Below are 23,596 nucleotides of genomic sequence, written 5' to 3' on the forward strand. Positions count from 1 at the left end.
TAGAAAACCGCCGGCCGGGCGCAGTACGTCAACCGTCGAGCGGAACGTGGTTGCGTTCGTGCGGCGAGCGCGGTGCGTACGCGGTGGGGGTGATGCCGGCGAAGGCGCGGAACTCGTGGATCAGATGCGCCTGGTCGTGGTAGCCGCAGTCCGCTGCGAGGACCGCCCAGTCCGGGGCGCCGTGTCCGGCGTTCACGCGGCCCAGCAGCCGCTGGAAGCGCCGGATCCGCGCATATCGCTTGGGCGTCAGGCCCAGGTGTTCGGCGCAGGTGCGGGCCAGCCGTCCGGTGGTCCAGCCGAGCCGGTCGGCGACCTCGCGCACGGATGTGCCGCGATCGAGCAGGGCAGCGGCGTGACGGACCGCCGGGTCGGGCTCCGGCGAGCGTACCGCCCGGCCCAGAAGGGCCGTCTCCAGCACCTTCAGTCCGGTTCGCGGGCCACCGGCGGCCACGGCGTCGAGCAGCCGCTCGCGCAGCACCGCACCGTCCGTGCCCCACAGTTCACCGAGGTCGGCGAGCTCGTCGCGGATCTCCGAGACCGGGGCGCTGAGGAAGGGCCGTGCGCCCGCGGGCCGGAAGGCCACCCACAGGACGGCCCGTTGCTGCGCCGGGTCGATCACGGCCGGCTGCGCGGACGGCCCGTGCAGGGCAGCGCCCCCGGTACGCCGGTCCGCGCCCCTCGACGGGGACGAGGACAGGGCGTCCTCATCGAGGTTCACCAGCAGTTGCGCCCCGCCGGTCGGCAGGGCCAGCTCGGCGGAGTGCGCGAACCGTCCCTCGGTACAGCCCATCGCAGCGATCAGCGGCACGAGCGCGGGCGCCGAGGGCCGGACCGTGAGCGCGACGGGCGGCTCCGCAGCCGAACGGGACATGCGTCCAGCCTACGGCCGTGGGAGCGCGCCGGCCCGGGCGCTGACGGTTCCGGGTTCGAAGAACAGCAGCGCGAGGGTCTGCTGTCGACGTCTGCCGGACCATGACGGTCCGAACCGTTGCCGGGGGTAGGAGCCATGTGCTTCGAGGTGTGGCTGGAGAAGTACGACGGCAGCGCCGGGTTCGCGTCCGACGCGTCCTTCCACCAGCGCGCCGGACTCGCGGACCCCGCCGGCGGGTACGAGTCGTACAACCACCCGGGGCGATACGTCCGCCACTGGGAGTACCTGCTGAACGTACAGGAGGTGAGCACGGCCACCGACCGGGCGGACGCCACCTTCTACACCCAGCAACGATGAGACATGTGGGCGTAATGCCCTGATTGCCCTCCTGAGGGACGGGCACTCAGGGCATGTGCACACACAAGAGCGCAAGCGACCGCGCAGGGTGCTGCTCACCGGGTGGTTCAGCTTCCGGGACCGGGAGGCGACCGCCGGGGACGTGCTGGCCCTGCGCCGGGTGGAGGACGTGCTGCGGGGCACGGGCATGGCCTACGACGTGGCCTGGAGTCCCCGCTTCCGTCCGGAGGCGCTGCATCTGGACCAGCTGTGGCCCGAGGACTACACCCATCTGGTGTTCGTGTGCGGCCCGCTTCACGGGCCGCAGATCGAGGAGCTGCACCGGCGGTTCGCGCACTGCGTGCGGATCGCCGTCGGCACCTCGGTGATCGACCCCGCCAGCGCGGCCGTGACCGGCTTCCACCGGGTGCTGCCCCGGGACGGACCGGACAGTGAGCCGGTGGAGGACCTCGCGGCGCGCGCCCCGGACGTACCGGCACGGCCCGTCGTCGGAGTGATCCTCGCCCACGGGCAGCCCGAGTACGGGCATCTGCGGCGGCACGGGCAGGTCGCCGAGGAGGTGACGCGCTGGCTGGCCGGGAAGGACTGCGGCCGGCTGGAGCTGGAGACCCGGCTGGACACGCACGACTGGCATCTGAGCGCGACGCCCGCGCAGTTGCAGTCCGTGCTGGCCCGGCTGGACCTCGTCGTCACCGACCGGCTGCACGGTCTGGTGATCGCCCTGCGCGTCGGCACGCCGGTGCTGGCCGTCGACCCGGTCGCCGGCGGCGCCAAGCTGACCGCGCAGGCCCGTGCGTGCGGCTGGCCCGCCCTGGTGCCCGCCGAGCGGCTGGACGTGCGGCAGCTGGACCGCTGGTGGGACTGGTGCCTGACCGGCGGCCGGGTGACCGCCCGGCAGATCCGCGACGGGTTCCGCGAGGGCACCGTGCCGGACAGCGCGGACCGGCTCGTCGAGGCGCTGGCACGGCCGGTGCCCGGTTAGCCCGAGGACACCACGGGGCACCCGCTTGCACATCCCCCGCTGTACTTCCCCCGCCGCACGTCCCCCCGGGAGGAGAGACGGTCCGGCCGCCCGGAAGGAGAGAACGTGTCCATCGGCCGACTTCCCGAGAACGAGCAGCGCATCCTCGACGAGATGGAACGGGCCCTGCGCCGCGACCGTCGCCTGGCCCGCAGGTTGCGCACCCACCGAGTGAGCCGCCGCCCCGACCCCGCCCGCCTCCTGGCCCGCCTGGCCTCCTGTCGTCCCCGTGGCTGGACCGTGGCGGCCTTGCTCGCGGTGTCGGTCGGGCTGATGGTGGCCGGGATCGTCACGTCCGAACCGGGTGTGATCTGGGCGTTCGCCGCGCTGTGGCCCGTGACGCTGTTCGCCGCGTTCCGGCTGATGTGCCGGTGGTGCGGCAGCTGAACGCGGCCCGTCCCCTACGGTCGCGCGGCGCCGGGCAGCTCGTCGACGGCGTGCAGGACGTCGTAGGGGGTGATGCGCAGGAGGGCCGGGTCGGGCCGGCGGCCGTGCGGGTCGCCCTCCGGGCCGTACCACAGGGCGCGGTGACGCGGATCGGACGGCGGGCCCCAGCGGTTGGGGGCGACCGGCCCGAACAGGGTGACCGAGCGCGTGGCGTAGGCGACCGCGAGGTGGGCGACACCGGTGTCGCCGCTGATCAGGATGTGGGCGCCCGCCACGAGGGCGGACAGCCGGTCGAAGGGGAGGCCGCCGCCGAACACGTCGGTGTCGGGCAGGCGCGCCTCCTTGGCGAGCCGGGCCACCAGGTCGCCCTCGGCCGCGCCGCCGGTCACCACGACCCGCAGGCCCCGGGCGCGCAGTCCGGCCGCGACGGCCGCGTACCGCTCGACGGGCCAGCAGCGCGCGGGTGACCCTGCGCCGGGGTGCAGGACCACCGCGCCGGGCGCCGGGGACGCGGTCTGCGGGTGGGGCAGGAGCAGATCGCCCGGGTCGGCTTCGATGCCGTACGCCCGCAGCAGCCGGCACCAGCGGTCGCGTTCGTGTTCCTCCGCGTACCAGGGCGGGCCGTCGATCCCGGGCAGGTCGGGATGGGCGAAGGCGAGCAGCTTCAGCGGGCGCAGGCCGAGGAGCAGGCGGTGGCTGGGCGGGCCGTTGCCGTGCAGGTCGACGGCGATGTCCGGGGGCGGGCCGGTCCAGTCGAGGGTGCGCGGGACGGCCCGGCCGGGGGCGGAGGCGGGCAGCAGCCGGTCGACGGCCCCGGTCGCCGCCGCCACCGGGGCGAGTTCGGCGGGCGCCGCGAGCACGAGTTCGTGTCCCGGGTGGGCGCGCCGCAGGGCGCGCAGCGCGGGGACGCCGGCGAGGAGGTCACCGAGTCCGAGGGCGCGCAGGACGAGGAGGCGGGGGCGGGCGGGCCGCGCTGTCCGGTCCGGGGTCATGACAGCAGCCTGCCGTGTGCGGGCCGGGTCCGCCGCCGCAGGCCCGCCCATCGGGTGCCGCCCGGCACCGCCGCGGCCGGGTCAGTGAGGGCGGCGGCGGCCTCGGGTGTCCGAGCCGTCACCGGTGCCCGTCGGGTCCGCGTCCGGCCGTGAACGCCTCCTGGATGGGGCGTTCGTCGACGAGGACGCGGCCCTTCGGCGGTCCGTCCAGCACCGCGCGGACGGCGGTGAGCAGGTCCGGCGCGACATGGTCGGCCCGCGTGGTCTCCTCGGGGCGGGTGCGCCCGTTCGGGACGAGGATGCCGTGGGCGCCCGCCCGGCGCGCGGCCTCCGTGTCGGTGGCGGTGGCGCCGACGACGACGAGTTCGGCGGGCCCGGTGCAGATCCGCCCGCCCGCCCAGAGCAGCATGCCGGGCTGGGGCCTGCGGCAGCCGCAGCCGTCGTCGCCGCCGTGCGAGCAGACGGCGAACACGTCGAAGGGGCCGAGGAGTTCGTCGACGCGGTGGTTGACGCGGCGGACGTCGGCGTCGGTGATCAGCCCGCGGGCGACGCCGGGCTGGTCGGTGACGACGCCGGTGCGGATGCCGTGCTCGCGCAGCAGGGCGAGCGCCTCGCGGGCGCCCTCCACGGGGCGTACGCGATCGGGGTCGGCGTTGTGGGGGACGTCCTCGACGAGTGTGCCGTCGCGGTCGAACAGCACGGCCTTGACCGGGCTCACGGGGTGGCCTCCTCCTGCCGGGCGGGGGTGTGACGGTGGCGCCCGGCACCTGCCGGCCGGTGCCGGGTCGCGGTGGGCGGGATGAACACGCTGGTGGCGAGCATCGTCGTCGCCTCGTGACGGGTGCGCGGGCCGGGGGCGATCCGGGCGCGGGCGAACTCCGCGGTGCCGGCCGCACAGCCGTGGGCGCAGGCCGTCGCGGCCCGTCCGTGCCCGGTCGCGGCGGCGAGACAGTCGGCGAGGGTGTCCGGCACGAGGGTGGGGATCACGACGGCGTACGAGGTCATGCGGGCGGGCCTCCCTCCGACGGTGTGCACGGACCACGGTGCTGGCGGGTGCCGCGGTAGGGCTCCCTCAAACACCGGCTCAGGGCCGTCGGGGTACGGCTCGGCGACTGTAAACCGCACGTATACACGCGATGTACAGCCCCGGCATGCCTTCTCCGACCAGGGCGACGAAGAAAGCGGGGATCGCGTTCCGTACGGCGGGAACGCTCGCGGCGACCGCCGCCCTCACCCTCGCCCTGAGCGGCCGCACGGGGACCGACACGACGGCTCCCAGTGCCGCCCGGGCCCGCCCGGCCACGGACACGCAGCCGGCTCGTTTCGGCGCCGTCGACTGAGCCGGGGAAGGTGTACCGATAACCCTCCACGGGTTCTCTACGATCGGGGAGTGGCGAACTTCCTGCTCGAACGCACCGTCCCGCTCCCCCTCGACGAGGCCTGGCGGCGGATCACACGGTGGCCGCGGCACGGTGGGGCGGTGCCGCTGACGGTGATCCGGGTGGTGCCGCCCGGGCCGACGCGCGAGGGCACCCTCGTCGTGGCCCGCTCGGGCGCCGGGCCGCTGGTCTTCGACGACCCGATGGAGGTGACGGTGTGGCAGCCGCCCGAGGGCGGGGCCGCGGGAATGTGCCGGCTGGAGAAGCGGGGCCGGGTGGTGCTGGGATGGGCCGAACTCGAGGTGCGGCCCGGGCCGGGCGGCCGTACGCGGGTGATCTGGCGGGAGGAGATCCGGATCCGGTTCCTGCCGTCGCTCTTCGACGGTGTGGTGCGGCGCTCCTCGCGGTACGTGTTCGGGCGGGCCCTGAACCGCCTGCTCAGACAGCCCTGACGGACCGGCCGCCGGGACGGGGGCGGCAGCGGCGCCACCCGGCGGGCCCTCAGGCCACCGAGCCGATCCGCCCCACCTTCTTCGACTCCGGCTCGTGGTGGATCGGCGTGTGCGCCCCGGTCAGGGAGACGCCACTGCCGCCTCGCCGGCCGGCGACGATCTCCGACGCGATCGACAGGGCCGTCTCCTCGGGGGTGCGGGCCCCGAGATCCAGGCCGATCGGCGAGTGCAGCCTGCTCAACTCCATTTCGGTGACACCCGCTTCCCGCAGCCGGGCGTTGCGGTCCAGGTGGGTGCGCCGGGAGCCCATGGCACCGACGTACGCCACCGGCAGGCGCAGCGCCAGCTCCAGCAGGGGCACGTCGAACTTGGCGTCGTGGGTGAGTACGCACAGGACCGTCCGCGCGTCGACGTCCGTGCGCTCCAGGTAGCGGTGGGGCCACTCCACGACGATCTCGTCGGCCTCCGGGAAGCGTGTCCGGGTCGCGAAGACGGGCCGCGCGTCGCACACCGTGACGCGGTAGCCGAGGAACTTGCCCATGCGGACCAGGGCGGAGGCGAAGTCGATCGCCCCGAAGACGATCATCCGGGGCGGGGGGACGGATGACTCGACCAGGACCGTGAGAGGTGCTCCGCAGCGTGAGCCCTGCTCTCCGATCTCCAGGGTGCCGGTGCGGCCGGCGTCCAGGAGGGCCCCCGCCTCGGCGGCGACCGTGCGGTCCAGCTCCCGGTGGGCGCCGAAACCGCCGTCGAAGGAGCCGTCGGGGCGGACCACGAGGGCCCGGCCCGTCAGTTCGCGCGGACCCGACACGATCCGCGCGACCGCCGCCGCCTCCCCGCGGGCGGCGGCGGTGAGCGCGGACGCCACCACCGGGCGGACCGGATCGCCGGCCCGTACCGGGGTGATCAGGATGTCGATGACGCCGCCGCAGGTCAGGCCCACGGCGAAGGCGTCGTCGTCGCTGTATCCGAAGCGCTCCAGGACGGTTTCGCCGTCCCGCAGCGCCTGCTCGCACAGCTCGTAGACCGCGCCCTCCACGCAGCCGCCGGAGACCGAGCCGATCGCCGTGCCCTCGGTGTCCACCGCGAGCGCGGCGCCGGGCATGCGGGGCGCGCTGCCGCCGACGGCCACCACGGTGGCCACGGCGAAGTCACGGCCCTGCTCGACCCACCGGTTCAGCTCCTCGGCGATGTCCAGCATCTGTCTCGGTCTCCTTGGGGTCGCGGCGGACGGGGCCTCAGTGGACGCCCAGCCGGCTCTCGATCGGGTTGAGGGCGAAGTAGACGAGGAACACCGCCGTGAGGATCCACATGAAGGCGCCGATCTCGCGCGCCTTGCCCTGGGCGACCTTGATGGCGACGTAGGAGATGACACCCGCGGCGACACCGGTGGTGATCGTGTACGTGAACGGCATCAGCACGACCGTGAGGAACACCGGGACGGCGGTGGCCCGGTCGGCCCAGTCCACGTGCCGGGCGTTCATCAGCATCATGGCGCCGATGACGACGAGGGCGGCGGACGCGACCTCCTGCGGCACGATCGCCGTGAGCGGGGTGAAGAACAGGCAGGCCGCGAAGAACAGGCCCGTGACCGCCGAGGCCAGACCGGTGCGGGCACCCTCGCCGACACCCGTCGCCGACTCGATGAACACCGTCTGCCCGGAACCGCCCGACACGCCTCCGATCGCGCCGCCGGCCCCGTCGATGAACAGCGCCTTGGACAGGCCCGGCATACGGCCCTTGTCGTCGGCGAGCTTCGCCTCGGTGCCGACCCCGATGATGGTGGCCATCGCGTCGAAGAACCCGGCGAGCACCAGCGTGAAGACGATCATTCCGACCGTCATCGCGCCCACCTCGCCCCAGCCGCCGAACTCCACGTCCCCGAAGAGCGAGAAGTCGGGCATGGAGACGGCGCTGCCGTGCAGTTCGGGTGCGCCGCCCGCCCACTGCCTGGGGTCGATGACGCCGGCGGCGTTGAGGATCGCGGCGACGACCGTGCCGCTGACGATGCCGATGAGGATGGCGCCCGGGACGTTCCGGGCCTGGAGCATGAAGATCAGCAGCAGTGTGCCGGCGAAGAGCAGGACGGGCCAGCCGGCCAGTTCGCCCGCCGGGCCGAGCGCGAGGGGCGTGGCCTTGCCCTGGTGCACGAAGCCGGACTTGTAGAAACCGATGAGGGCGATGAACAGGCCGATGCCCATGGTGATGCCGTGCTTGAGGGCGAGCGGGATCGCGTTCATGATCATCTCACGCAGGCCGGTGACGACCAGCAGCATGATGATCACGCCGTACATCACGCACATGCCCATCGCCTGCGGCCAGGTCATCTCGGGTGCGACCTGGGAGGCGAGGACCCCGGAGACGGACAGGCCGGCGGCGAGGGCCAGGGGCACCTTGCCGGCGAAGCCCATCAGCAGGGTGGTGAAGGCCGCCGCGAACGCGGTCGCGGTGATCAGGGCCGGCTGGGCGAGGGTGGCCCCGGCCGCGTCCTTGCCGGACAGGATCAGGGGGTTGAGCAGGAGGATGTACGCCATCGCCATGAAGGTCGTGATACCGCCGCGCACTTCACGGGCGACCGTGGACCCTCTGTGGGATATGTGGAAGTACCGGTCGAGCCAGGACCGTCCGGCCGGGACGCGGGTGCCTTCACCCGCGTCTTCGGCTGTGGCCCTCGGCTCCAGTGATTGCTGGGTCATGGGTGCCGTCTCCCAAGTTTCAAAGGGGGTTGGGATGTTCACGACCCGGGGGACGGCCCGAGACGAACTGGAGACCCGGGGGGCGGCGCCCCCCGGGAGAACGTGACTGCTCAGCTCTCGGAGAGCTGCGTACCCGTCAGGTGCTCGGGCCTCACCGGAGTCCGGTTCAGCTTGAGCCCGGTCGCGTCGCGGATGGCCGCGAGCACGGCCGGGGTCGACGACAGGGTGGGTGCCTCGCCGATGCCGCGCAGCCCGTACGGGGCGTGCTCGTCGGCGAGTTCGAGGACGTCGACCGGGATGGTCGGCGTGTCGAGGATGGTCGGGATCAGGTAGTCGGTGAAGGAGGGGTTCTTGACCTTCGCCGTCTTCGGGTCGACGACGATCTCCTCCATGACCGCCACGCCCAGGCCCTGCGTGGTGCCGCCCTGGATCTGGCCGAGCACCGACAGCGGGTTGAGCGCCTTGCCGACGTCCTGGGCACAGGCCAGTTCGATGACCTTGACCAGGCCGAGCTCGGTGTCGACCTCGACGACGGCACGGTGCGCGGCGAAGGAGTACTGCACGTGCCCGTTGCCCTGGCCGGTGCGCAGGTCGAAAGGCTCGGTCGGCCGGTGCCGCCACTCCGCCTCGACCTCGACGGCCTCGTCCTCCAGGACGTCGGCCAGGTCGCCGAGGACCTCGCCGCCGTCGGTGACGACCTTGCCGCCCTCCAGGAGCAGCTCGGCCGTCGCCCAGGCCGGGTGGTGGGAGCCGAACTTGCGGCGCCCCATCTGGAGGACCTTCTCGCGGACCAGTTCGCAGGAGTTCTTCACCGCGCCGCCGGTGACGTACGTCTGCCGCGATGCCGACGTCGAACCGGCGCTGCCCACCTTGGTGTCGGCCGGGTGGATGGTCACCTGCGTGACGCCCAGTTCGGTACGGGCGATCTGCGCGTGGACGGTGACGCCGCCCTGGCCGACCTCCGCCATGGCGGTGTGCACGGTGGCGACGGGCTCACCGGCGACGACCTCCAGACGGACCTTGGCGGTGGAGTAGTCGTCGAATCCCTCGGAGAAGCCCACGTTCTTGATGCCGACCGCGTAGCCGACCCCGCGTACGACGCCCTCGCCGTGCGTGGTGTTGGACAGGCCGCCCGGCAGCTGCCGCACGTCGGCGCCCTCGCTGGACTCCCACTGGCGCTCCGGCGGCATCGGCATCGCCTTGACGCGGCGCAGGAGTTCGGCGACCGGGGCCGGGGAGTCGACGGGCTGCCCCGTCGGCAGGAGCGTGCCCTGCTCCATGGCGTTGAGCCGGCGGAACTCCACCGGGTCCATGCCGAGCTTCGCGGCGAGCTTGTCCATCTGCGCCTCGTAGGCGAAGCACGCCTGGACCGCGCCGAAGCCGCGCATCGCGCCGCAGGGCGGGTTGTTGGTGTAGAGGGCGATGGCCTCGATGTCCACGTCCTCGACCACGTACGGGCCGACGGACAGGGAGGAGGCGTTGCCGACGACGGCCGGGGAGGCGGAGGCGTAGGCGCCGCCGTCCAGGACGATCCGGCACTTCATGTGGGTGAGCTTGCCGTCCTTGGTGGTCCCGTGCTCGTAGTGGAGCTTCGCGGGGTGGCGGTGGACGTGCCCGAAGAAGGACTCGAACCGGTTGTAGACGATCTTGACGGGCTTGCCGGTGCGCAGGGCCAGCAGGCAGGCGTGGATCTGCATCGACAGGTCCTCGCGGCCGCCGAACGCGCCGCCGACGCCGGCCAGCGTCATCCGCACCTTGTCCTCGGGCAGTCCGAGCACGGGCGCCATCTGGCGCAGGTCGCTGTGCAGCCACTGGGTGGCGATGTAGAGGTGGACGCCGCCGTCCTCCTCGGGCACGGCGAGGCCGGACTCGGGGCCGAGGAAGGCCTGGTCCTGCATGCCGAAGGTGTACTCGCCCGTGACGATCACGTCGGCCCGCTCGCGCGCCGCCGCGACGTCACCGCGGATGATCGGCTGGCGGTGCACGATGTTGGGGTGCGGGACGTGGCCGGCGTGGTGGTCGTCGCGGTTGTCGTGGATGAGGATCGCGTCCGGGGCGGTGGCGGAGGCCTCGTCGGTGATGACGGGCAGCTCGCGGTAGTCCACCTTGATCTTCGCGGCGGCGCGGCGCGCGGTCTCCGGGTGGTCGGCGGCGACCAGGGCGACCGGCTCGCCGTGGTGGCGGACCTTGCCGTGAGCGAGGACCGGGGTGTCCTGGATCTCCAGCCCGTAGTTCTTCACGTCGGTGGGCAGGTCGTCGTAGGTCAGGACGGCGTACACGCCGGGCGTGGCGAGGGCCTCGCCGGTGTCGATGGACACGATCTCGGCGTGCGCGACGGTGGAGCGCAGGATCTGCCCCCACAGCATGTCCTCGTGCCACATGTCGGACGAGTACGCGAACTCGCCGGTGACCTTGAGGGTGCCGTCGGGGCGCAGCGTGCTCTCGCCGATGCCGCCCTTGGTCCGCGATCCCTGGGTGATCTTCGTGGGGGTTCCGCTGGGGGAAGCCATGATCAGACTCCCTCTCCCTGCCGGGCGGCCGCGAGACGGACCGCGTCCATGATCTTCTCGTAACCGGTGCAGCGGCACAGGTTGCCCGACAGCGCCTCGCGGATGTCCGCGTCGGTCGGGTTCGGATTGCGCTCCAGCATCTCGTCGGCGGCGACCAGCAGACCGGGGGTGCAGAAGCCGCACTGCACGGCGCCGGCGTCGATGAACGCCTGCTGGATCGGGGCGAGCCCGGTGCCCTCGCCGGTCTGCGAGTCCTGCCCCCTCGCCGCCCACTGCCGGGCGTCCTGGAGCGAGGTGCCGCAGGCGCCGGTGTCGCAACCGCCGTGCTCCGCACGCTGCTTGGCGAAGTCGGCGAGCCCTTCGACGGTGACGACCTCGCGGCCCTCCACCTGCCCGGCGGCGACCAGGCACGCACACACCGGCACACCGTCCAGCCGGACCGTGCACGAGCCGCACTCGCCCTGCTCACAGGCGTTCTTCGAACCCGGCAGCCCGAGCCGCTCCCTCAGCACGTACAGCAGGGACTCGCCCTCCCACACGTCGTCGGCTTCCTGCGTACGGCCGTTGACCGTGAAGTTGACGCGCATCACGCAGCTCCCTCGATGGTGCGGCGGTAGGACTCCCAGGTCCAGGTCAGTGTGCGGCGGGCCATGACGCCGACCGCGTGGCGGCGGTAGCTCGCGGTGCCCCGGACGTCGTCGATCGGGTTGCAGGCGCCGGAGCACAGATCCGCGAACTGCTTGGCGACCGACGGGGTGATGATCTGTCCGTTGTCCCAGAAGCCACCCTCCTCCAGCGCGGCGTTCAGGAATTCCTCGGCGGCCTTGGCCCGGACGGGGGTGGGAGCGGCCGAGCCGATCCCGGTCCGCACCGTCCGGGTCTGCGGGTGCAGGGCGAGCCCGAAGGCGCAGACGGCGATGACCATGGCGTTGCGCGTGCCCACCTTGGAGAACTGCTGCGGTCCGTCGGCCTTCTTCACGTGCACGGCGCGGATCAGCTCGTCGGGCTCCAGCGCGTTGCGCTTCACGCCCGTGTAGAACGCGTCGATCGGGATGCGGCGCGTGCCGCGCACCGACTCGACCTCCACCTCGGCGCCCGCGGCGAGCAGGGCGGGGTGGGCGTCACCGGCCGGGGAGGCGGTGCCGAGGTTGCCGCCGACGCCGCCGCGGTTGCGGATCTGCGGGGAGGCGACCGTGTGCGAGGCGAGGGCGAGACCCGGCAGCTCGGTGCGCAGGTTCTCCATGATCTTGGTGTACGGCACGCAGGCACCCAGCCGCACGCTCTCCTCGCCGACCTCCCACTCGGAGAGATCGCCGATGCGGTTCAGGTCCAGGAGGTACTCGGGCCGGCGGTGGTCGAAGTTGATCTCGACCATCACGTCGGTGCCACCCGCAATCGGCACAGCCGAGGGGTGCTCCGCCTTCGCGGCGAGCGCCTCCTCCCAGCTGGCGGGGCGAAGGAAGTCCATGACCGGCTCTCTTCTCCGTCTTCTCGTGGGGCGTTCAGATTGAGCCAATCCGTGTGCGGCGGTCCCGGCTCGTACCTGTGCTGTTGACGCGTAGTGGGCTCAGTACACAGCGCACTGCGCCGAGCGAGTCAGTCACGGAAACCATGAAGGAGTTGGCTGGCCAGGAGAGGCATCTTGTAGATTCGTATGAACGGAGGGCATCGGAAACCTCCTCGTTCTCCTGTGGAAACGCGCGACACAGCCGCGTGACCTGGGGCACAACCCGGACACGGCCCGGGGGGTCGGTGGGCATCGCCCGCCACCCTCCGAACAGACGCTCCTCGCATGTCCCTCCACGATCCACCATAGATTTCGAGACAAAGAACGGCGGCGACGAGAATGCGGCTGCGCGCACTGCTGGACACCGACGCGCTGGGCCTCAAGCTGCTCGGCGGCGAGGACGAGCTGGACCGCACCGTGCGGGGTGTGATGACCACCGACCTGCGCGACCCCAGCCGCTACCTGGCGGGCGGCGAGCTGGTGCTCACGGGCCTGGCCTGGCGCCGGGACGCCGACGACTCGGAGCCCTTCGTCCGGATCCTGGTGCAGGCGGGCGTGACGGCACTCGCCGCGGGCGAGGCCGAGCTCGGGGACGTCCCCGAAGACCTGGTGGTGGCCTGCGCCCGCCACCACCTGCCGCTCTTCGCGGTGCACGAGTCGGTGGCGTTCGCGACGATCACCGAGCACGTCGTACGGCAGGTCTCCGGCGAGCGCGCCGGCGACCTCGCGGCGGTCGTCGACCGCCACCGCCGGATGATGACCTCCGGCCCGGCGGGCGGCGGCCCGGACGTGGTCCTGGACCTGCTCGGCACGGACCTGGACCTGCGGGCCTGGGTTCTCTCCCCCACCGGCCGCCTGATCGCGGGCTCGAAGGCGGCGGGCCCCGCCCTGCCGGCCGGGACGTGCGCCCGGCTCGCGGGAGAACACCTGGCCGCCACCCGCACGGGCCGCCGCGGGCCGCACCGCGCCGTCCTGGGCGCCACCACGTACTCCCTGTTCCCGGTCCGCTCCACGGGCCGCTCCCCGCAGCACCCCCGGGACGTCCGCGAGACCGTCCTGTCGGACTGGCTGCTGGCCGTCGAGGCGGACGCCGGGGACTGGCCGGAGGAGCGCCTGGACCTGCTCTACGGCGTCACCCAGCTGATCGCGGTCGAACGGGACCGCCGCGATGCCGCCCGCACGGTCCGCCGCCGCCTCGCCCAGGAGGTCCTGGAACTGGTCCAGACGGGCGCGGCACCCGCGGAGATCGCCGCCCGGCTGCGCGTGGCGGCACCGGTGCTGCTGCCCGGCCTGGGCACCGCGCCGCACTGGCAGGTGGTCGTGGCCCGCGTCGACTGGGACGGCGGTGAGATCGAGGGCGGCCCGGTGGCCCAGGCCCTGCTGGAGGAGGTCCTCGTCGACCCCGCCGCCGGGCCCGAGCACTCCGGCCGCATCGCCGTGGCCCACACGGGCGACGAGGCCATCGCCCTGGTGCCCCTTCCGGCCGTCTCGACGGAGCACGACGGCTCGCAGGCGGGCGTCCTCGCCGACGCGCTCCTGGAATCGGTGCGAGACCCCCTGACGGCGGGTCTCGACGGCGACGGCCGCCTCACCCTGGGCGTCAGCGCGGCCGTCCACTCGGCGGAGGGCCTGCGCGGCGCGCTGGAGGAGGCCCGTCACGCGCGGCGGGTCGCCGCGGCCCGCCCGGGCCGGGTCTGCGCGGCCGGCCACCAGGAACTGGCCTCGCACGTCCTGCTGCTGCCGTTCGTCCCGGACGACGTCCGCCGGGCCTTCACGGCCCGCCTCCTGGACCCCCTGCGCGACTACGACCGCCGCCACCGCGCCGAGCTGATCCCCACGCTGGAGGCCTTCCTCGACTGCGACGGCTCCTGGACCCGCTGCGCCGGCCGTCTGCACCTGCACGTCAACACGCTGCGCTACCGGGTCGGGCGAATCGAGCAGTTGACGAGTCGTGACCTGTCGCGCCTGGAGGACAAGCTGGACTTCTTCCTGGCACTGCGCATGAGCTGATACGCGGGGTGTCCCGGCGGCAAACCCGGGACACCCCCGAGTCCCACGACTTTGTGAAATCCTTCACCCACCCTCTTGGCCCGGCCCGCCGATTCGTGCTGAGATGCCGCCACCACTCAACAGCTCGATGGCGTGCTCGGGGAGGGCAACGTGGCGCATACCGCCATGTCTGGTAACGGAACGACCGCCGGTGACGATCCCCTCCAGACCGCGGTATGGCGGCTGCGCTCCCGCGGGTGCTGGGCCGACGCGGCCGCCCTGCTGCTGCCGGCCACACCGGCGACGGCGCTTCAACGCGCGTCGTTGCTGGTGGAACGGTGTCTCTACACCGAGCAGGGCTGGGAGGAGGCCGAGGACGCGCTGCGCACGGCCGAGGCGATGGCCCACAGCGACGACGAACGGGGCGCGGCCGCTTGTGAACGCGGGTACTTGGCCTACGCGGCGACCCTGCTCGCGGTGCGGGACCGGGCCGACGAGGCGCGGGCCGCGCTGGGCCGGGCGGCGGCGCTGGTCCCACCCGGGGCCCCGGCGCGGGCCCTGCTCGACTTCCGTCGCGGCCTCCTGGCGGAGAACCTGACGAGCGCGCCCCAGGCCGCGCGGGCCGCGTACCGTCGCGCCCATGCGGGGGCGACGGCACACTCCGACTTGCTGCTGCTGTCCTTCACGTGGCGTCACCTCGCGGGACTGGCCCTGCGGGACGGGGAGCTGGCGGAGGCGCGGCACGGTTTCGCGGAGTCGCTGCGGATCCGGGAGGAGCTGGGGTACCTCGTCGGTACGGCCCCGGCGCTGGTGTCCCTCGCCGACACCGAGACGGAGCCGGAGGCGTCCCGGCTACGGGAGGAGGCCCGGCGGTTGTTCCGGCTGCTCGGAGGCGTACCGACGTGGCTGTCCCGCCAGTTGGCTGTGCCGGTACCGCCGGCTGCGACGGCTTGAGGGGGTAGGGGTACCCGGCGTCGAGGCTGAGCTGGGGTGGGCGCGCGACCGGGCGCGACGGGGCGCCTCCCGCGAGCTCTCGACTTCCCTCGAACAGGGGCCCCGCCATCCGGCCCGTGCCGCCCCCCTTCGGCGCGCAGGCCGGCACCGGGGCGGGGCCGGCTTCGACGGTCAGTCAGTCGGCATCCCACCCCATCGCGCCCTTCCGAGGACGGACACCCCCGGCGCGGCCCCGGCCCGCACCCGGCGAAGCACGCGCACCCCGACGAGCCGGAGGCGACCGAGGCGCCGGCGCACCCGCCTGCCCGAGGGCGGCACGACGAGCGTGACCTGCTCGGCGCAGACACCGCGGAGTCGGCGGTCAGCCGGCGAGCGGGCGCTGCGCGCACCCGCATCGCCGCTCAGCCGGCCGCCGCCGCCCCCGCGAAGTGCTCGCCCACCAGCGCCCGCACCACATCCAGGTCCCGCGCGATCAGCGCGTCCAGCAACGCCGTGTGCTCGTGCGCGTCCGCCACCAGGTCGGCCCGCCCCCGACCCCCCGGCACGCCCCCGACCAGGGGCCACTGCGCCCTGCGGTGCAGGTCCTCCGCGATCCGGACCAGCTGCTCGTTGCCCGAGAGGGACAGCACGGCCCGGTGGAATCCCCGGTCGGACTCCGCGTAGGTCGCGCGGCAGCCGGAGGACGCCGCGCGGACCGTCGCCTCGGCGAGCGGGCGCAGCGCGGCCCAGCGTTCGACGGGGACGGTACGGGCCAGGCGCAGCATCACCGGGACCTCGATCAGCGTGCGGATCTCGGCCAGTTCCGCCAGTTCCCGCACACCCCGTTCGACCACCCGGAACCCGCGGTTGGGCACGACTTCGACGGCCCCTTCGAGGGCCAGTTGCTGCATGGCCTCCCGGACCGGCGTCGCCGAGACCCCGAACCGCTCGCCGAGCACCGGCGCCGAGTACACCTCTCCCGGCCGCAGATCCCCGGCCACCAGCGCGGCACGCAGCGCGTCCAGGATCTGCCCGCGCACGGAGGCCCGCTGGACCACCGGCCGAGCCCGTGGCGCGGGCCGCTCACCGTGCGTGTGCTCCCCCCGCACCGCCCCGGACTGCTGCGGCACCCGCGCCTGCCCGGCAGGCCCGTCCGGCGCGGCCGGACCGGCCGCCCACGGAGTCCCCGTTTCCGCGGAGCCCTGCGCTCCCTGCTTCACGGGTCCTCCTCCGGACGTATCGGTACTTGGGGCCATGACGGCGGATTGTTACTCGTCCGTCAAGCACCATAAGCGCCCCGGCCCCCGGAACACATCCCCGTTCAACTTCCGCCGGTCTTGAGTAAGGTTAGGCTTACCTTCAAGAACCCCGTGCACCCCGACGGATCGGTGATCACATGCCCGCGCCCCTTTCGGCCGTCTCCGGCGCCTACACCCGCCTGGCCGAGGTCCTCCCGGGGCTCGCCGTCACCGAACTGACCGAGGAGGACCGGGCACCGCGGGGCGGCGGCTGGACCGCGGCGGCCGACCTCGCGGCCGCCGGCCCCGCCCTCGACCGCTTCCTGGCGTGGGACGTGGACCAGATCGAGCGGGACTACGGCACGCAGGCCCGCCCCGACGTCGTCGCCGGCTTCGGCCTGCACCGCTACGCCTGGCCCGCCTGCCTCCTGATCACCGTGCCGTGGTTCTGGCACCGCCGGGTCCCCCGCTACCCCGTGACGCATGTCTCGTACGACCGCACCGCCCCCGGCCACGCCCTCGGGCACCTGGCCGTCCGCCCCTCCGACTTCGCCTGCCTGCCCGGCGACGCGGCGGCCGCACTGCCCGGCGCGCGGGTCGTGCCGGACGAGGAGGCGCTGCGGGCGGAGGTGCGGTCGGCGGTCGCCGAGCACCTGGAGCCGGTCCTGACCGGTTTCGGCCCCCGGATGCGGCGCCGCGGCCGCGCCCTGTGGGGTATGGCGACCGACGAGATCGTCGAGGGTCTCTGGTACGTCGCCCAGCTGTTCGGTGAGACCGAGGAGCGACGCGCGATGCGCGAGCTGGAGCTGCTCCTGCCGGGCGCGACCAAGCCGTACGTGGGCACGGCCGCGTTCCGGGAGCTGACCGGCCCCGGCGGCGAGCCGCTGCTCACCCGCGACCGCGCGAGCTGCTGCATGTTCTACACGCTGCGCCCTGAGGACACCTGCGCCACCTGCCCGCGCACCTGTGACACCGACCGGGTCACCAAGCTGCTGGCCACGGCCAGTTGACCTAGGCGCGGGATCGATCACTCCCGACGTCCCGTAAGATCATCGCGGAACCGGACACCCACACACCCACAGGCGATTCCCACCTTCCCCACGGGCCACGGGAACTTTCCGGAGAACCACTCGTACGGGTAGTCTTGTTCGAACTCAACTCCCGCCCCTCAAGCGGCAGTTCGAGCAGAACGCCGCCCTGGGCATCCCCTTGCACTTCCTTGGCGGCCTCTTGCCCCGAAACCCCCTGAGGGCCGATGGGATTGGGCCACTATGGCGGGCGTTACGCCCTATCCCAATGCAAGGGACCACCCAGATGAGACTGACCGACATATCGCTGAACTGGCTGCTTCCGGGCGCCGTGCTTCTCCTGGGCATGCTGGCAGCGGTGGCGGTGCTCGCGCGCGGCAAGCGCTCCTCGGTCAAGGACACGAGCGCGGACGACTCCTGGGAGCGCAGCGAGGAACGCCGCAGACGCAAGGAAGCCCTCTACGGCACCCTCTCCTACCTCCTGCTCTTCTGCTGTGCGGCCGTCGCCGCCCTGCTCTCCTTCCACGGCCTGGTCGGCTTCGGTGAGCAGAACCTCGGACTGTCCGGCGGCTGGCAGTACCTCGTCCCGTTCGGCCTGGACGGTGCGGCGATGTTCTGCTCCGTCCTCGCGGTACGCGAGGCCAGCCACGGTGACGCGGCGCTCGGCTCCCGGATACTGGTCTGGACGTTCGCCTTCGCCGCGGCCTGGTTCAACTGGGTGCACGCGCCCCGGGGCGCCGGCCACGCGGGTGCCCCCCACTTCTTCGCGGGCATGTCCCTGTCGGCGGCGGTCCTCTTCGACCGCGCGTTGAAGCAGACCCGCCGGGCCGCCCTGCGGGAGCAGGGCCTGGTGCCCCGCCCGCTGCCGCAGATCCGTATGGTGCGCTGGCTGCGGGCCCCCCGGGAGACCTACCGCGCCTGGTCGCTGATGCTCCTCGAGGGTGTGCGCAGCCTGGACGAGGCGGTCGACGAGGTGCGCGAGGACAAGCGCAAGAAGGAAGAGGCCCGGCAGCGCAGGCGCGACCAGCAGCGCGTGGAACGTGCGCAGCTGAAGGCGATCAGCCGCGGTCACCGCGGCCACTTCGGCCGGGGCGGCGGACGGCAGCTCGAGGTGCAGGTGGAGCGCGGCTCCTCGCAGGTCTCCGCGGAGCCTGCCATAGCGGCGCCGGAGCCCCTGCCCGTCCGCTCGCGTCCCTCCCTTCAGCCGGCGCGCCAAGGCGCTGACCCGGTGACCGTGGACCTCACCGCGGAGGACGACACCATGGCACTGCCGCGTCTGGACTCCCTGGAGCGCAAGCTCAAGGACCTTGAGCAGCAGTTCGGTTAGCCGAGCCACGAAACGGCGGTGATGGGGCGCGGCCTGCGGGCCGCGCCCCTTCGGCGTTCAGGCCGCCTCGGCCTCCAGCTCGAACCAGACGGCCTTGCCCACTCCGTGCGGCCGGACCCCCCAGGCGTCCGCGAGGGACTGCACCAGGAGCAGGCCCCTGCCGTTCGTGCCCTCGTCCGGGACCGCCACCCGCACCCGGGGCCTGCGGGCCACGAAGTCCCGCACCTCCACCCGCAGTCCGTGGGGTCCGACGGTGGCCGTGAGGACCGCGTCGTGGTCGGTGTGGACGATCGCGTTGGTGACGAGTTCACTGGTGAGAAGTTCCGCGACGTCCGATTGTCCGTGCTTCCCCCACTGTCCGAGCAGTTCCCGCAGGGCCCTGCGGGCCTCCGGGACGGCCCGCAGGTCCGCCCGCCCGAGTCTGCGCCTCAACTGCGGCGCCGGCGCCTGCTCCCTGACGTCGTCGGTCCTGTCCTCCACCGTCTTCGCCGAGAAGCCCCCGATCGCTACGGGACCGCCTCGTCGTGCCTGCCTCTCCATGACCCCCGCCCGCGCGCCGATGTCGGTTCCCCTCCTGCTCGAACACGTTCACGGAGATCCATGCCCCAACGGGCATGCGGCAGTCATGTCGCATCGTCAACGACCGGGTGTTCGGCCACCGGGACGGACCGGGCCGGGCGGGCCGGGCGGCGGGTCGCCGAGCGGTACGGCGGTGGAGGGGAGGGGGACAAGAGGGTAGCCGGTCAGAGTCCGCAGGTGGATCCTGACCGCCGGAGATCGGACGATGGGCCGAGGGCCGGCTGCCGATCCCTGCGTACGCGGTGAAGAGCCGGGGCGGCGAACGGGAGTGCGCGGCGCTGCGGTGAAGTTGGCCGAAGTACGACGGTCCGCACGGCCGCCACGAGCAGTAGGGGGCCGTCCTCCCCCACCCCCGTGGCGGGAGGACGGCCCCCGGTCTTCCGTCGGGCGCGGTCAGTACAGCTTGTTGACGGCGGTGGTCGTCGTCTTCTTGAAGGCGCCGACGGGGGCATCCCCGAAGTCGCCCATCTGACCCCAGCCCACGACGGTGACCGTCCTGCCGTCGCGCCCGACGGACAGCAGCGAGATGTCCGTGGCACCCCAGGACGTCTCGGTGTGCAGGCCACGCACGCGGGCGCCCTCCTCGACGGGCAGCGAACCGTAGTCCCGGCCTTCGGCCTCGATGTCCGGGGAGGACTCCTCGATGCGATCGGCGCAGGTGCGGATCAGGTCGTCGTAGTGCTTCGCCAGGGCCTTGGCCAGGGCGGCTGTGTCCGCCACGACGGTCAACTGCACGGCGCTGGTGTCCAGGTCGGTCCGGAACTCCCGGTGCCGGTAGTCGTAGGAGGGCACACCCTCCGTACTCACGCAGAAGCCGAGTCCCTCCGGGAACCCCTCGGTGACCGGGCCGGCCGTCCAGGCCGAGGTCGGGTGCGGCGGCAGCTGGGACGCCGACAGGAACTTCGGAGCCGCGGCCTTCGGCGCGGCACCGGCGGCCGGTGCCGTGAGGACCGTGCCCGCCGCGAGGGCGGCGACGGTGAGGGCGGTGAGCGCGCTCGCTCGGACGTGCTTGGACATGAGTGTCCCCCGTGGTGATTGCGTGGATGATCGATGCCGCTGTCAGGCCGGCTGGTCGGCCCGGACCTGGTCGGTGCGGCACCAAAAGCATCAGCGGTCACACCGGGCGGACGCAACAGCCCGCATCCGATCCGGCACGGTGGAACCATCCCAGCCCGTCTGACGTGCAGGTACATGAGGTGCCTGGGATGCCGTTCCGGGCCGGGTCGGACCATGAGGACGGGGGAACGGTGTCGGCACAGCACGACGTGGACGACGTCGGAGAGTTCGCGGCGCTGCTGAGGACGCTGAAGGAACGCACGGACCGCAGTTACGGTTCACTGGCCCGGCGCCTGGCCATGAACACCTCGACCCTGCACCGCTACTGCGCGGGCGAGGCGGTCCCCGTCGACTTCGCCCCGGTGGAGCGCTTCGCCGCCCTGTGCGGGGCGTCCCCGGAGGAACGTCTGGAACTCCACCGCCGCTGGCTCCTGGCGGTCGCGGCACGGCAGCGGCCCCGCGCCGCCGGTGCGGCCGGTGCGGCCGAGGAGGGCGCGGTCGCCGCCGAGGCGGAGGAACCGGAGACCGCACCGGCCGGCGACGACGGTCCTGCCGATGAGGCGCCGCCGCTCCCCCGCCGCCCCTGGTACCGCCGTGGACGCGTCACGGTGGGACTGGCAGCCGCCTGCGCGGTGCTCGCGGCACTCGGGAGCCTGGCCGCACTGCCGGACGGGCGGCGTGCGTCCACCGACGGCCGTGCCCCGTCGGCCGGCCCGGCCCCGTCCGGTACGGCACAGGCCGATGCCCCGGACGGAAAGAGCGCCTCCCCCGCCCCGAACGGCGGCTCCCCCACCGCCCGGCGGCCCGCGCCCTCCGCCACCGCGAAGAAGAAGCCCTCCCCCTCTCCCTCCGCCCGCACCACCCCGCCCGCCGACGCGCCGGCCCCCGCCACCCCCCTCACCTGGTCCGCCGACTCCCAGGCGTGGAAGCTCGGCTGCGGACACGACTACGTCGTCGCCAGGCCGCCCGGGCAGGTGCCGCCGCCGCCCGTCCCGCAGGACGCCGGGGTCTGGGCCGCCTCACAGAACGCGGTGCACGGCGGCGAGACGCTCGTACAGCTCTCCGTGCAGGGGCGCACCGACACGGCGGTCGTACTGGAGGCCCTGCGCGTGCGCGTGGTGGGGCGCACGACACCCGCGCAGGGCAACGCCTACGCCATGGACCGGGGCTGCGGCGGTTCGATCACCCCGCGCTCCTTCGACGTGAACCTGGACAAGGACCGCCCCATCGCCCGCGCGGTCGCCGGGAGCGACGCCGGTACGCCGATCCCGGCGGTGCGCATGCCCTACCGCGTCTCCGCGCGGGACCCCGAGGTGCTGCTCGTCAACGCCAGGACCCAGGCGTGCGACTGCCGCTGGTACCTGGAGCTGGACTGGTCCTCCCAGGGCCGCACGGGCACGGTACGGATCGACGACGACGGCCGCCCGTTCCGCACCAGCGGCATCGAGGGCCTGCCCCGCTACGTGTACGACACCTCCGCGCGTGGGTGGACGCCCTACAGCTAGAGCCGCGGCACGTTGCGCAGGTTGGACCGGGCCATCTGCAGCATGCGGCCGACCCCGCCGTCCAGCACGATCTTCGAGGCGGACAGGGCGAAGCCGGTCACCATCTCGGCCTTGATCTTCGGCGGGATGGACAGCGCGTTGGGATCGGTGACGACGTCGACGAGGGCCGGCCCCTTGTGCTTGAAGGCGTCCTTCAGGGCCCCGGCGAGGTCCTTGGGCTTCTCGACGCGCACCCCGTAGGCACCGCAGGCTCGGGCGACGGCGGCGAAGTCGGGGTTCTTGTTGGCGGTGCCGTACGACGGCAGGCCGGCGACCAGCATTTCCAACTCGACCATGCCGAGCGAGGAGTTGTTGAACAACACGACCTTCACGGGCAGGTCGTACTGCACCAGCGTCAGGAAGTCGCCCATCAGCATGGAGAAGCCGCCGTCGCCGGACATCGACACGACCTGCCGCTTGCGGTCGGTGAACTGCGCGCCGATCGCCATGGGAAGCGCGTTCGCCATCGAACCGTGAGAGAAGGAACCGATGACGCGGCGGCGGCCGTTGGGTGAGATGTAGCGGGCGGCCCAGACGTTGCACATGCCGGTGTCGACGGTGAACACGGCGTCGTCGGAGGCCACCTCGTCGAGTACGGACGCCACGTACTCGGGGTGGATCGGCGTGTGCTTGTCGACCTTGTGGGTGTACGCCTTCACCACCCCCTCCAGCGCGTCCGCGTGCTTCTTCAGCATCCGGTCGAGGAAGCGGCGGTTCTTCTTCTCCTTCACCCGCGGGATCAGACAGCGCAGCGTCTCCCGTACATCGCCCCACACCGCGAGGTCCAGCTTCGAGCGACGGCCCAGGTGTTCCGGCCGGATGTCGACCTGGACGATCTTCACGTCGTCGGGGAGGAAGGCGTTGTAGGGGAAGTCGGTGCCGAGAAGGATGAGCAGGTCGCACTCGTGGGTGGCCTCGTAGGCGGCGCCGTATCCCAGCAGCCCGCTCATGCCGACGTCGAAGGGGTTGTCGTACTGGATCCACTCCTTGCCGCGCAGGGCGTGCCCGACCGGCGACTTGATCTTCCCGGCGAACTCCATGACCTCGGCGTGCGCGCCCGCGGTGCCACTGCCGCAGAACAGGGTGACCTTGCCTGCCTCGTCGATCATCTCGACGAGCCGGTCGATCTCGGCGTCACCGGGGCGGACCGTCGGCCGGGAGGTGACGAGGGCGGTCTCGACGGCCTGCTCCGGGGCGGGCTCGTCGGCGATGTCACCGGGCAGGGTGACGACGCTGACGCCGCTGCGGCCCACGGCGTTCTGGATGGCGGTCTGGAGCAGCCGGGGCATCTGCTTCGGACTGGAGATCATCTCGCTGTAGTGGCTGCACTCGGCGAACAGCCGGTCGGGATGGGTCTCCTGGAAGTAGCCGAGGCCGATCTCGCTGGAGGGGATGTGCGAGGCGAGAGCGAGGACCGGGGCCATCGAGCGGTGGGCGTCGTAGAGGCCGTTGATGAGGTGGAGGTTGCCGGGACCGCAGGACCCGGCGCAGGCGGCGAGCCCGCCGGTGATCTGCGCCTCGGCACTGGCGGCGAAGGCGGCGGTCTCCTCGTGCCGGACGTGGATCCAGTCGATGGCGGAGTTGCGGCGGACCGCGTCGACGACCGGGTTGAGGCTGTCGCCGACGACCCCGTAGAGGCGTTTGACTCCGGCACGGGTGAGGATGTCGACGAACTGTTCCGCGACGTTCTGTTTGGCCATGGTTCTCGTCTGCCCCTTCGGTCTCCTGGG

22 protein-coding genes and 1 pseudogene are annotated in these 23,596 nt (G+C 72.9%); 10 read left to right on the forward strand and 13 right to left on the reverse strand.

The features are described 5' to 3' along the window. Window positions 1–28: 28 nt before the first annotated feature. Window positions 29–871 carry a helix-turn-helix domain-containing protein gene (locus ACIQHQ_RS09495; RefSeq protein ID WP_402611179.1) on the reverse strand — a complete coding sequence of 281 codons (843 nt, stop codon included), beginning with the start codon at window positions 869–871 and terminating at the stop codon, window positions 29–31. A gap of 144 nt (window positions 872–1,015) precedes the next feature. Here ACIQHQ_RS09495 and ACIQHQ_RS09500 point away from each other — a divergent pair. The 3 genes and pseudogenes from ACIQHQ_RS09500 to ACIQHQ_RS09510 form a co-directional block, all read left to right on the forward strand. Next, window positions 1,016–1,228, forward strand: a pseudogene (locus tag ACIQHQ_RS09500) (AbfB domain-containing protein); the annotation flags it as partial. Between the two features lie 55 nt (window positions 1,229–1,283). After that, on the forward strand, window positions 1,284–2,210 hold the full coding sequence (locus ACIQHQ_RS09505) for a polysaccharide pyruvyl transferase family protein (protein WP_402611181.1): 927 nt from the start codon (window positions 1,284–1,286) through the stop codon (window positions 2,208–2,210). Window positions 2,211–2,315: 105 nt separating this feature from the next. Further along, a complete protein-coding gene (locus tag ACIQHQ_RS09510; protein WP_402611182.1) occupies window positions 2,316–2,636 on the forward strand; it encodes a DUF3040 domain-containing protein in 321 nt (106 codons plus the stop codon). Between the two features lie 14 nt (window positions 2,637–2,650). Here ACIQHQ_RS09510 and ACIQHQ_RS09515 read toward each other — a convergent pair whose 3' ends face one another. From ACIQHQ_RS09515 to ACIQHQ_RS09525, 3 genes are all read right to left on the reverse strand, one after another. Beyond that, window positions 2,651–3,628, reverse strand: coding sequence for a glycosyltransferase family 9 protein (locus ACIQHQ_RS09515; RefSeq protein ID WP_402611183.1), 978 nt, complete (start codon window positions 3,626–3,628; stop codon window positions 2,651–2,653). 118 nt (window positions 3,629–3,746) lie between these two features. Beyond that, window positions 3,747–4,346: a D-glycero-alpha-D-manno-heptose-1,7-bisphosphate 7-phosphatase gene (locus ACIQHQ_RS09520; RefSeq protein WP_402611184.1), complete on the reverse strand. Its 600-nt coding sequence runs from the start codon at window positions 4,344–4,346 to the stop codon at window positions 3,747–3,749. Beyond that, entirely contained in the window at window positions 4,343–4,633 is a 291-nt protein-coding gene (locus ACIQHQ_RS09525) for a hypothetical protein (protein ID WP_402611185.1), read from the reverse strand. Before ACIQHQ_RS09525 ends, ACIQHQ_RS09520 begins: the two co-directional genes overlap by 4 nt. Window positions 4,634–4,779: 146 nt before the next feature. Here ACIQHQ_RS09525 and ACIQHQ_RS09530 point away from each other — a divergent pair, with 146 nt between their 5' ends. After that, window positions 4,780–4,968: a hypothetical protein gene (locus ACIQHQ_RS09530; RefSeq protein WP_402611186.1), complete on the forward strand. Its 189-nt coding sequence runs from the start codon at window positions 4,780–4,782 to the stop codon at window positions 4,966–4,968. Window positions 4,969–5,018: 50 nt separating this feature from the next. After that, a complete protein-coding gene (locus tag ACIQHQ_RS09535; RefSeq protein ID WP_402611188.1) occupies window positions 5,019–5,459 on the forward strand; it encodes an SRPBCC family protein in 441 nt (146 codons plus the stop codon). A 49-nt stretch (window positions 5,460–5,508) separates the two neighbouring features. On the opposite strand, the gene ACIQHQ_RS09540 is transcribed toward ACIQHQ_RS09535, so the two are convergent. From ACIQHQ_RS09540 to ACIQHQ_RS09560, 5 genes are all read right to left on the reverse strand, one after another. Beyond that, a complete protein-coding gene (locus ACIQHQ_RS09540) occupies window positions 5,509–6,660 on the reverse strand; it encodes an XdhC family protein (RefSeq protein WP_402611190.1) in 1,152 nt (383 codons plus the stop codon). A gap of 37 nt (window positions 6,661–6,697) precedes the next feature. Beyond that, window positions 6,698–8,155, reverse strand: coding sequence for an NCS2 family permease (locus ACIQHQ_RS09545; RefSeq protein ID WP_402611191.1), 1,458 nt, complete (start codon window positions 8,153–8,155; stop codon window positions 6,698–6,700). Between the two features lie 110 nt (window positions 8,156–8,265). Beyond that, window positions 8,266–10,665: a xanthine dehydrogenase family protein molybdopterin-binding subunit gene (locus tag ACIQHQ_RS09550; RefSeq protein WP_402611193.1), complete on the reverse strand. Its 2,400-nt coding sequence runs from the start codon at window positions 10,663–10,665 to the stop codon at window positions 8,266–8,268. A gap of 2 nt (window positions 10,666–10,667) precedes the next feature. Further along, window positions 10,668–11,252 carry a (2Fe-2S)-binding protein gene (locus ACIQHQ_RS09555; protein WP_402611194.1) on the reverse strand — a complete coding sequence of 195 codons (585 nt, stop codon included), beginning with the start codon at window positions 11,250–11,252 and terminating at the stop codon, window positions 10,668–10,670. Further along, window positions 11,252–12,133, reverse strand: coding sequence for an FAD binding domain-containing protein (locus ACIQHQ_RS09560; protein ID WP_402611195.1), 882 nt, complete (start codon window positions 12,131–12,133; stop codon window positions 11,252–11,254). Before ACIQHQ_RS09560 ends, ACIQHQ_RS09555 begins: the two co-directional genes overlap by 1 nt. Window positions 12,134–12,511: 378 nt before the next feature. Here ACIQHQ_RS09560 and ACIQHQ_RS09565 point away from each other — a divergent pair, with 378 nt between their 5' ends. Beyond that, entirely contained in the window at window positions 12,512–14,182 is a 1,671-nt protein-coding gene (locus tag ACIQHQ_RS09565) for a PucR family transcriptional regulator (protein WP_402611196.1), read from the forward strand. 165 nt (window positions 14,183–14,347) lie between these two features. Further along, window positions 14,348–15,115 (forward strand): hypothetical protein, encoded by a 768-nt coding sequence (locus tag ACIQHQ_RS09570; RefSeq protein ID WP_402611197.1) that lies wholly within the window; start codon window positions 14,348–14,350, stop codon window positions 15,113–15,115. A 401-nt stretch (window positions 15,116–15,516) separates the two neighbouring features. Here ACIQHQ_RS09570 and ACIQHQ_RS09575 read toward each other — a convergent pair whose 3' ends face one another. After that, window positions 15,517–16,314, reverse strand: coding sequence for a GntR family transcriptional regulator (locus tag ACIQHQ_RS09575; protein WP_402611198.1), 798 nt, complete (start codon window positions 16,312–16,314; stop codon window positions 15,517–15,519). Between the two features lie 176 nt (window positions 16,315–16,490). On the opposite strand from ACIQHQ_RS09575, the gene ACIQHQ_RS09580 reads away from it, so the two are divergent. Together ACIQHQ_RS09580 and ACIQHQ_RS09585 are read left to right on the forward strand one after the other, a co-directional pair. Further along, entirely contained in the window at window positions 16,491–17,342 is an 852-nt protein-coding gene (locus ACIQHQ_RS09580; RefSeq protein WP_402611199.1) for a (2Fe-2S)-binding protein, read from the forward strand. A 304-nt stretch (window positions 17,343–17,646) separates the two neighbouring features. Further along, a complete protein-coding gene (locus ACIQHQ_RS09585; protein ID WP_402611200.1) occupies window positions 17,647–18,687 on the forward strand; it encodes a DUF2637 domain-containing protein in 1,041 nt (346 codons plus the stop codon). Window positions 18,688–18,744: 57 nt separating this feature from the next. On the opposite strand, the gene ACIQHQ_RS09590 is transcribed toward ACIQHQ_RS09585, so the two are convergent. Next, window positions 18,745–19,227 (reverse strand): ATP-binding protein, encoded by a 483-nt coding sequence (locus ACIQHQ_RS09590; protein ID WP_402611201.1) that lies wholly within the window; start codon window positions 19,225–19,227, stop codon window positions 18,745–18,747. 432 nt (window positions 19,228–19,659) lie between these two features. Continuing rightward, the gene (locus ACIQHQ_RS09595) at window positions 19,660–20,283 is read right to left on the reverse strand and encodes a hypothetical protein (protein ID WP_402611202.1); all 624 of its coding nucleotides are present in this window, start codon (window positions 20,281–20,283) and stop codon (window positions 19,660–19,662) included. Window positions 20,284–20,513: 230 nt separating this feature from the next. On the opposite strand from ACIQHQ_RS09595, the gene ACIQHQ_RS09600 reads away from it, so the two are divergent. After that, window positions 20,514–21,827 (forward strand): helix-turn-helix domain-containing protein, encoded by a 1,314-nt coding sequence (locus ACIQHQ_RS09600; protein ID WP_402611203.1) that lies wholly within the window; start codon window positions 20,514–20,516, stop codon window positions 21,825–21,827. Here ACIQHQ_RS09600 and ACIQHQ_RS09605 read toward each other — a convergent pair. Next, window positions 21,824–23,566 (reverse strand): pyruvate dehydrogenase, encoded by a 1,743-nt coding sequence (locus tag ACIQHQ_RS09605; protein WP_402611204.1) that lies wholly within the window; start codon window positions 23,564–23,566, stop codon window positions 21,824–21,826. The genes ACIQHQ_RS09600 and ACIQHQ_RS09605 overlap by 4 nt on opposite strands. Window positions 23,567–23,596 lie beyond the last annotated feature (30 nt).

This window comes from Streptomyces sp. NPDC092370, assembly GCF_044755265.1.
Taxonomy (GTDB): domain Bacteria; phylum Actinomycetota; class Actinomycetes; order Streptomycetales; family Streptomycetaceae; genus Streptomyces.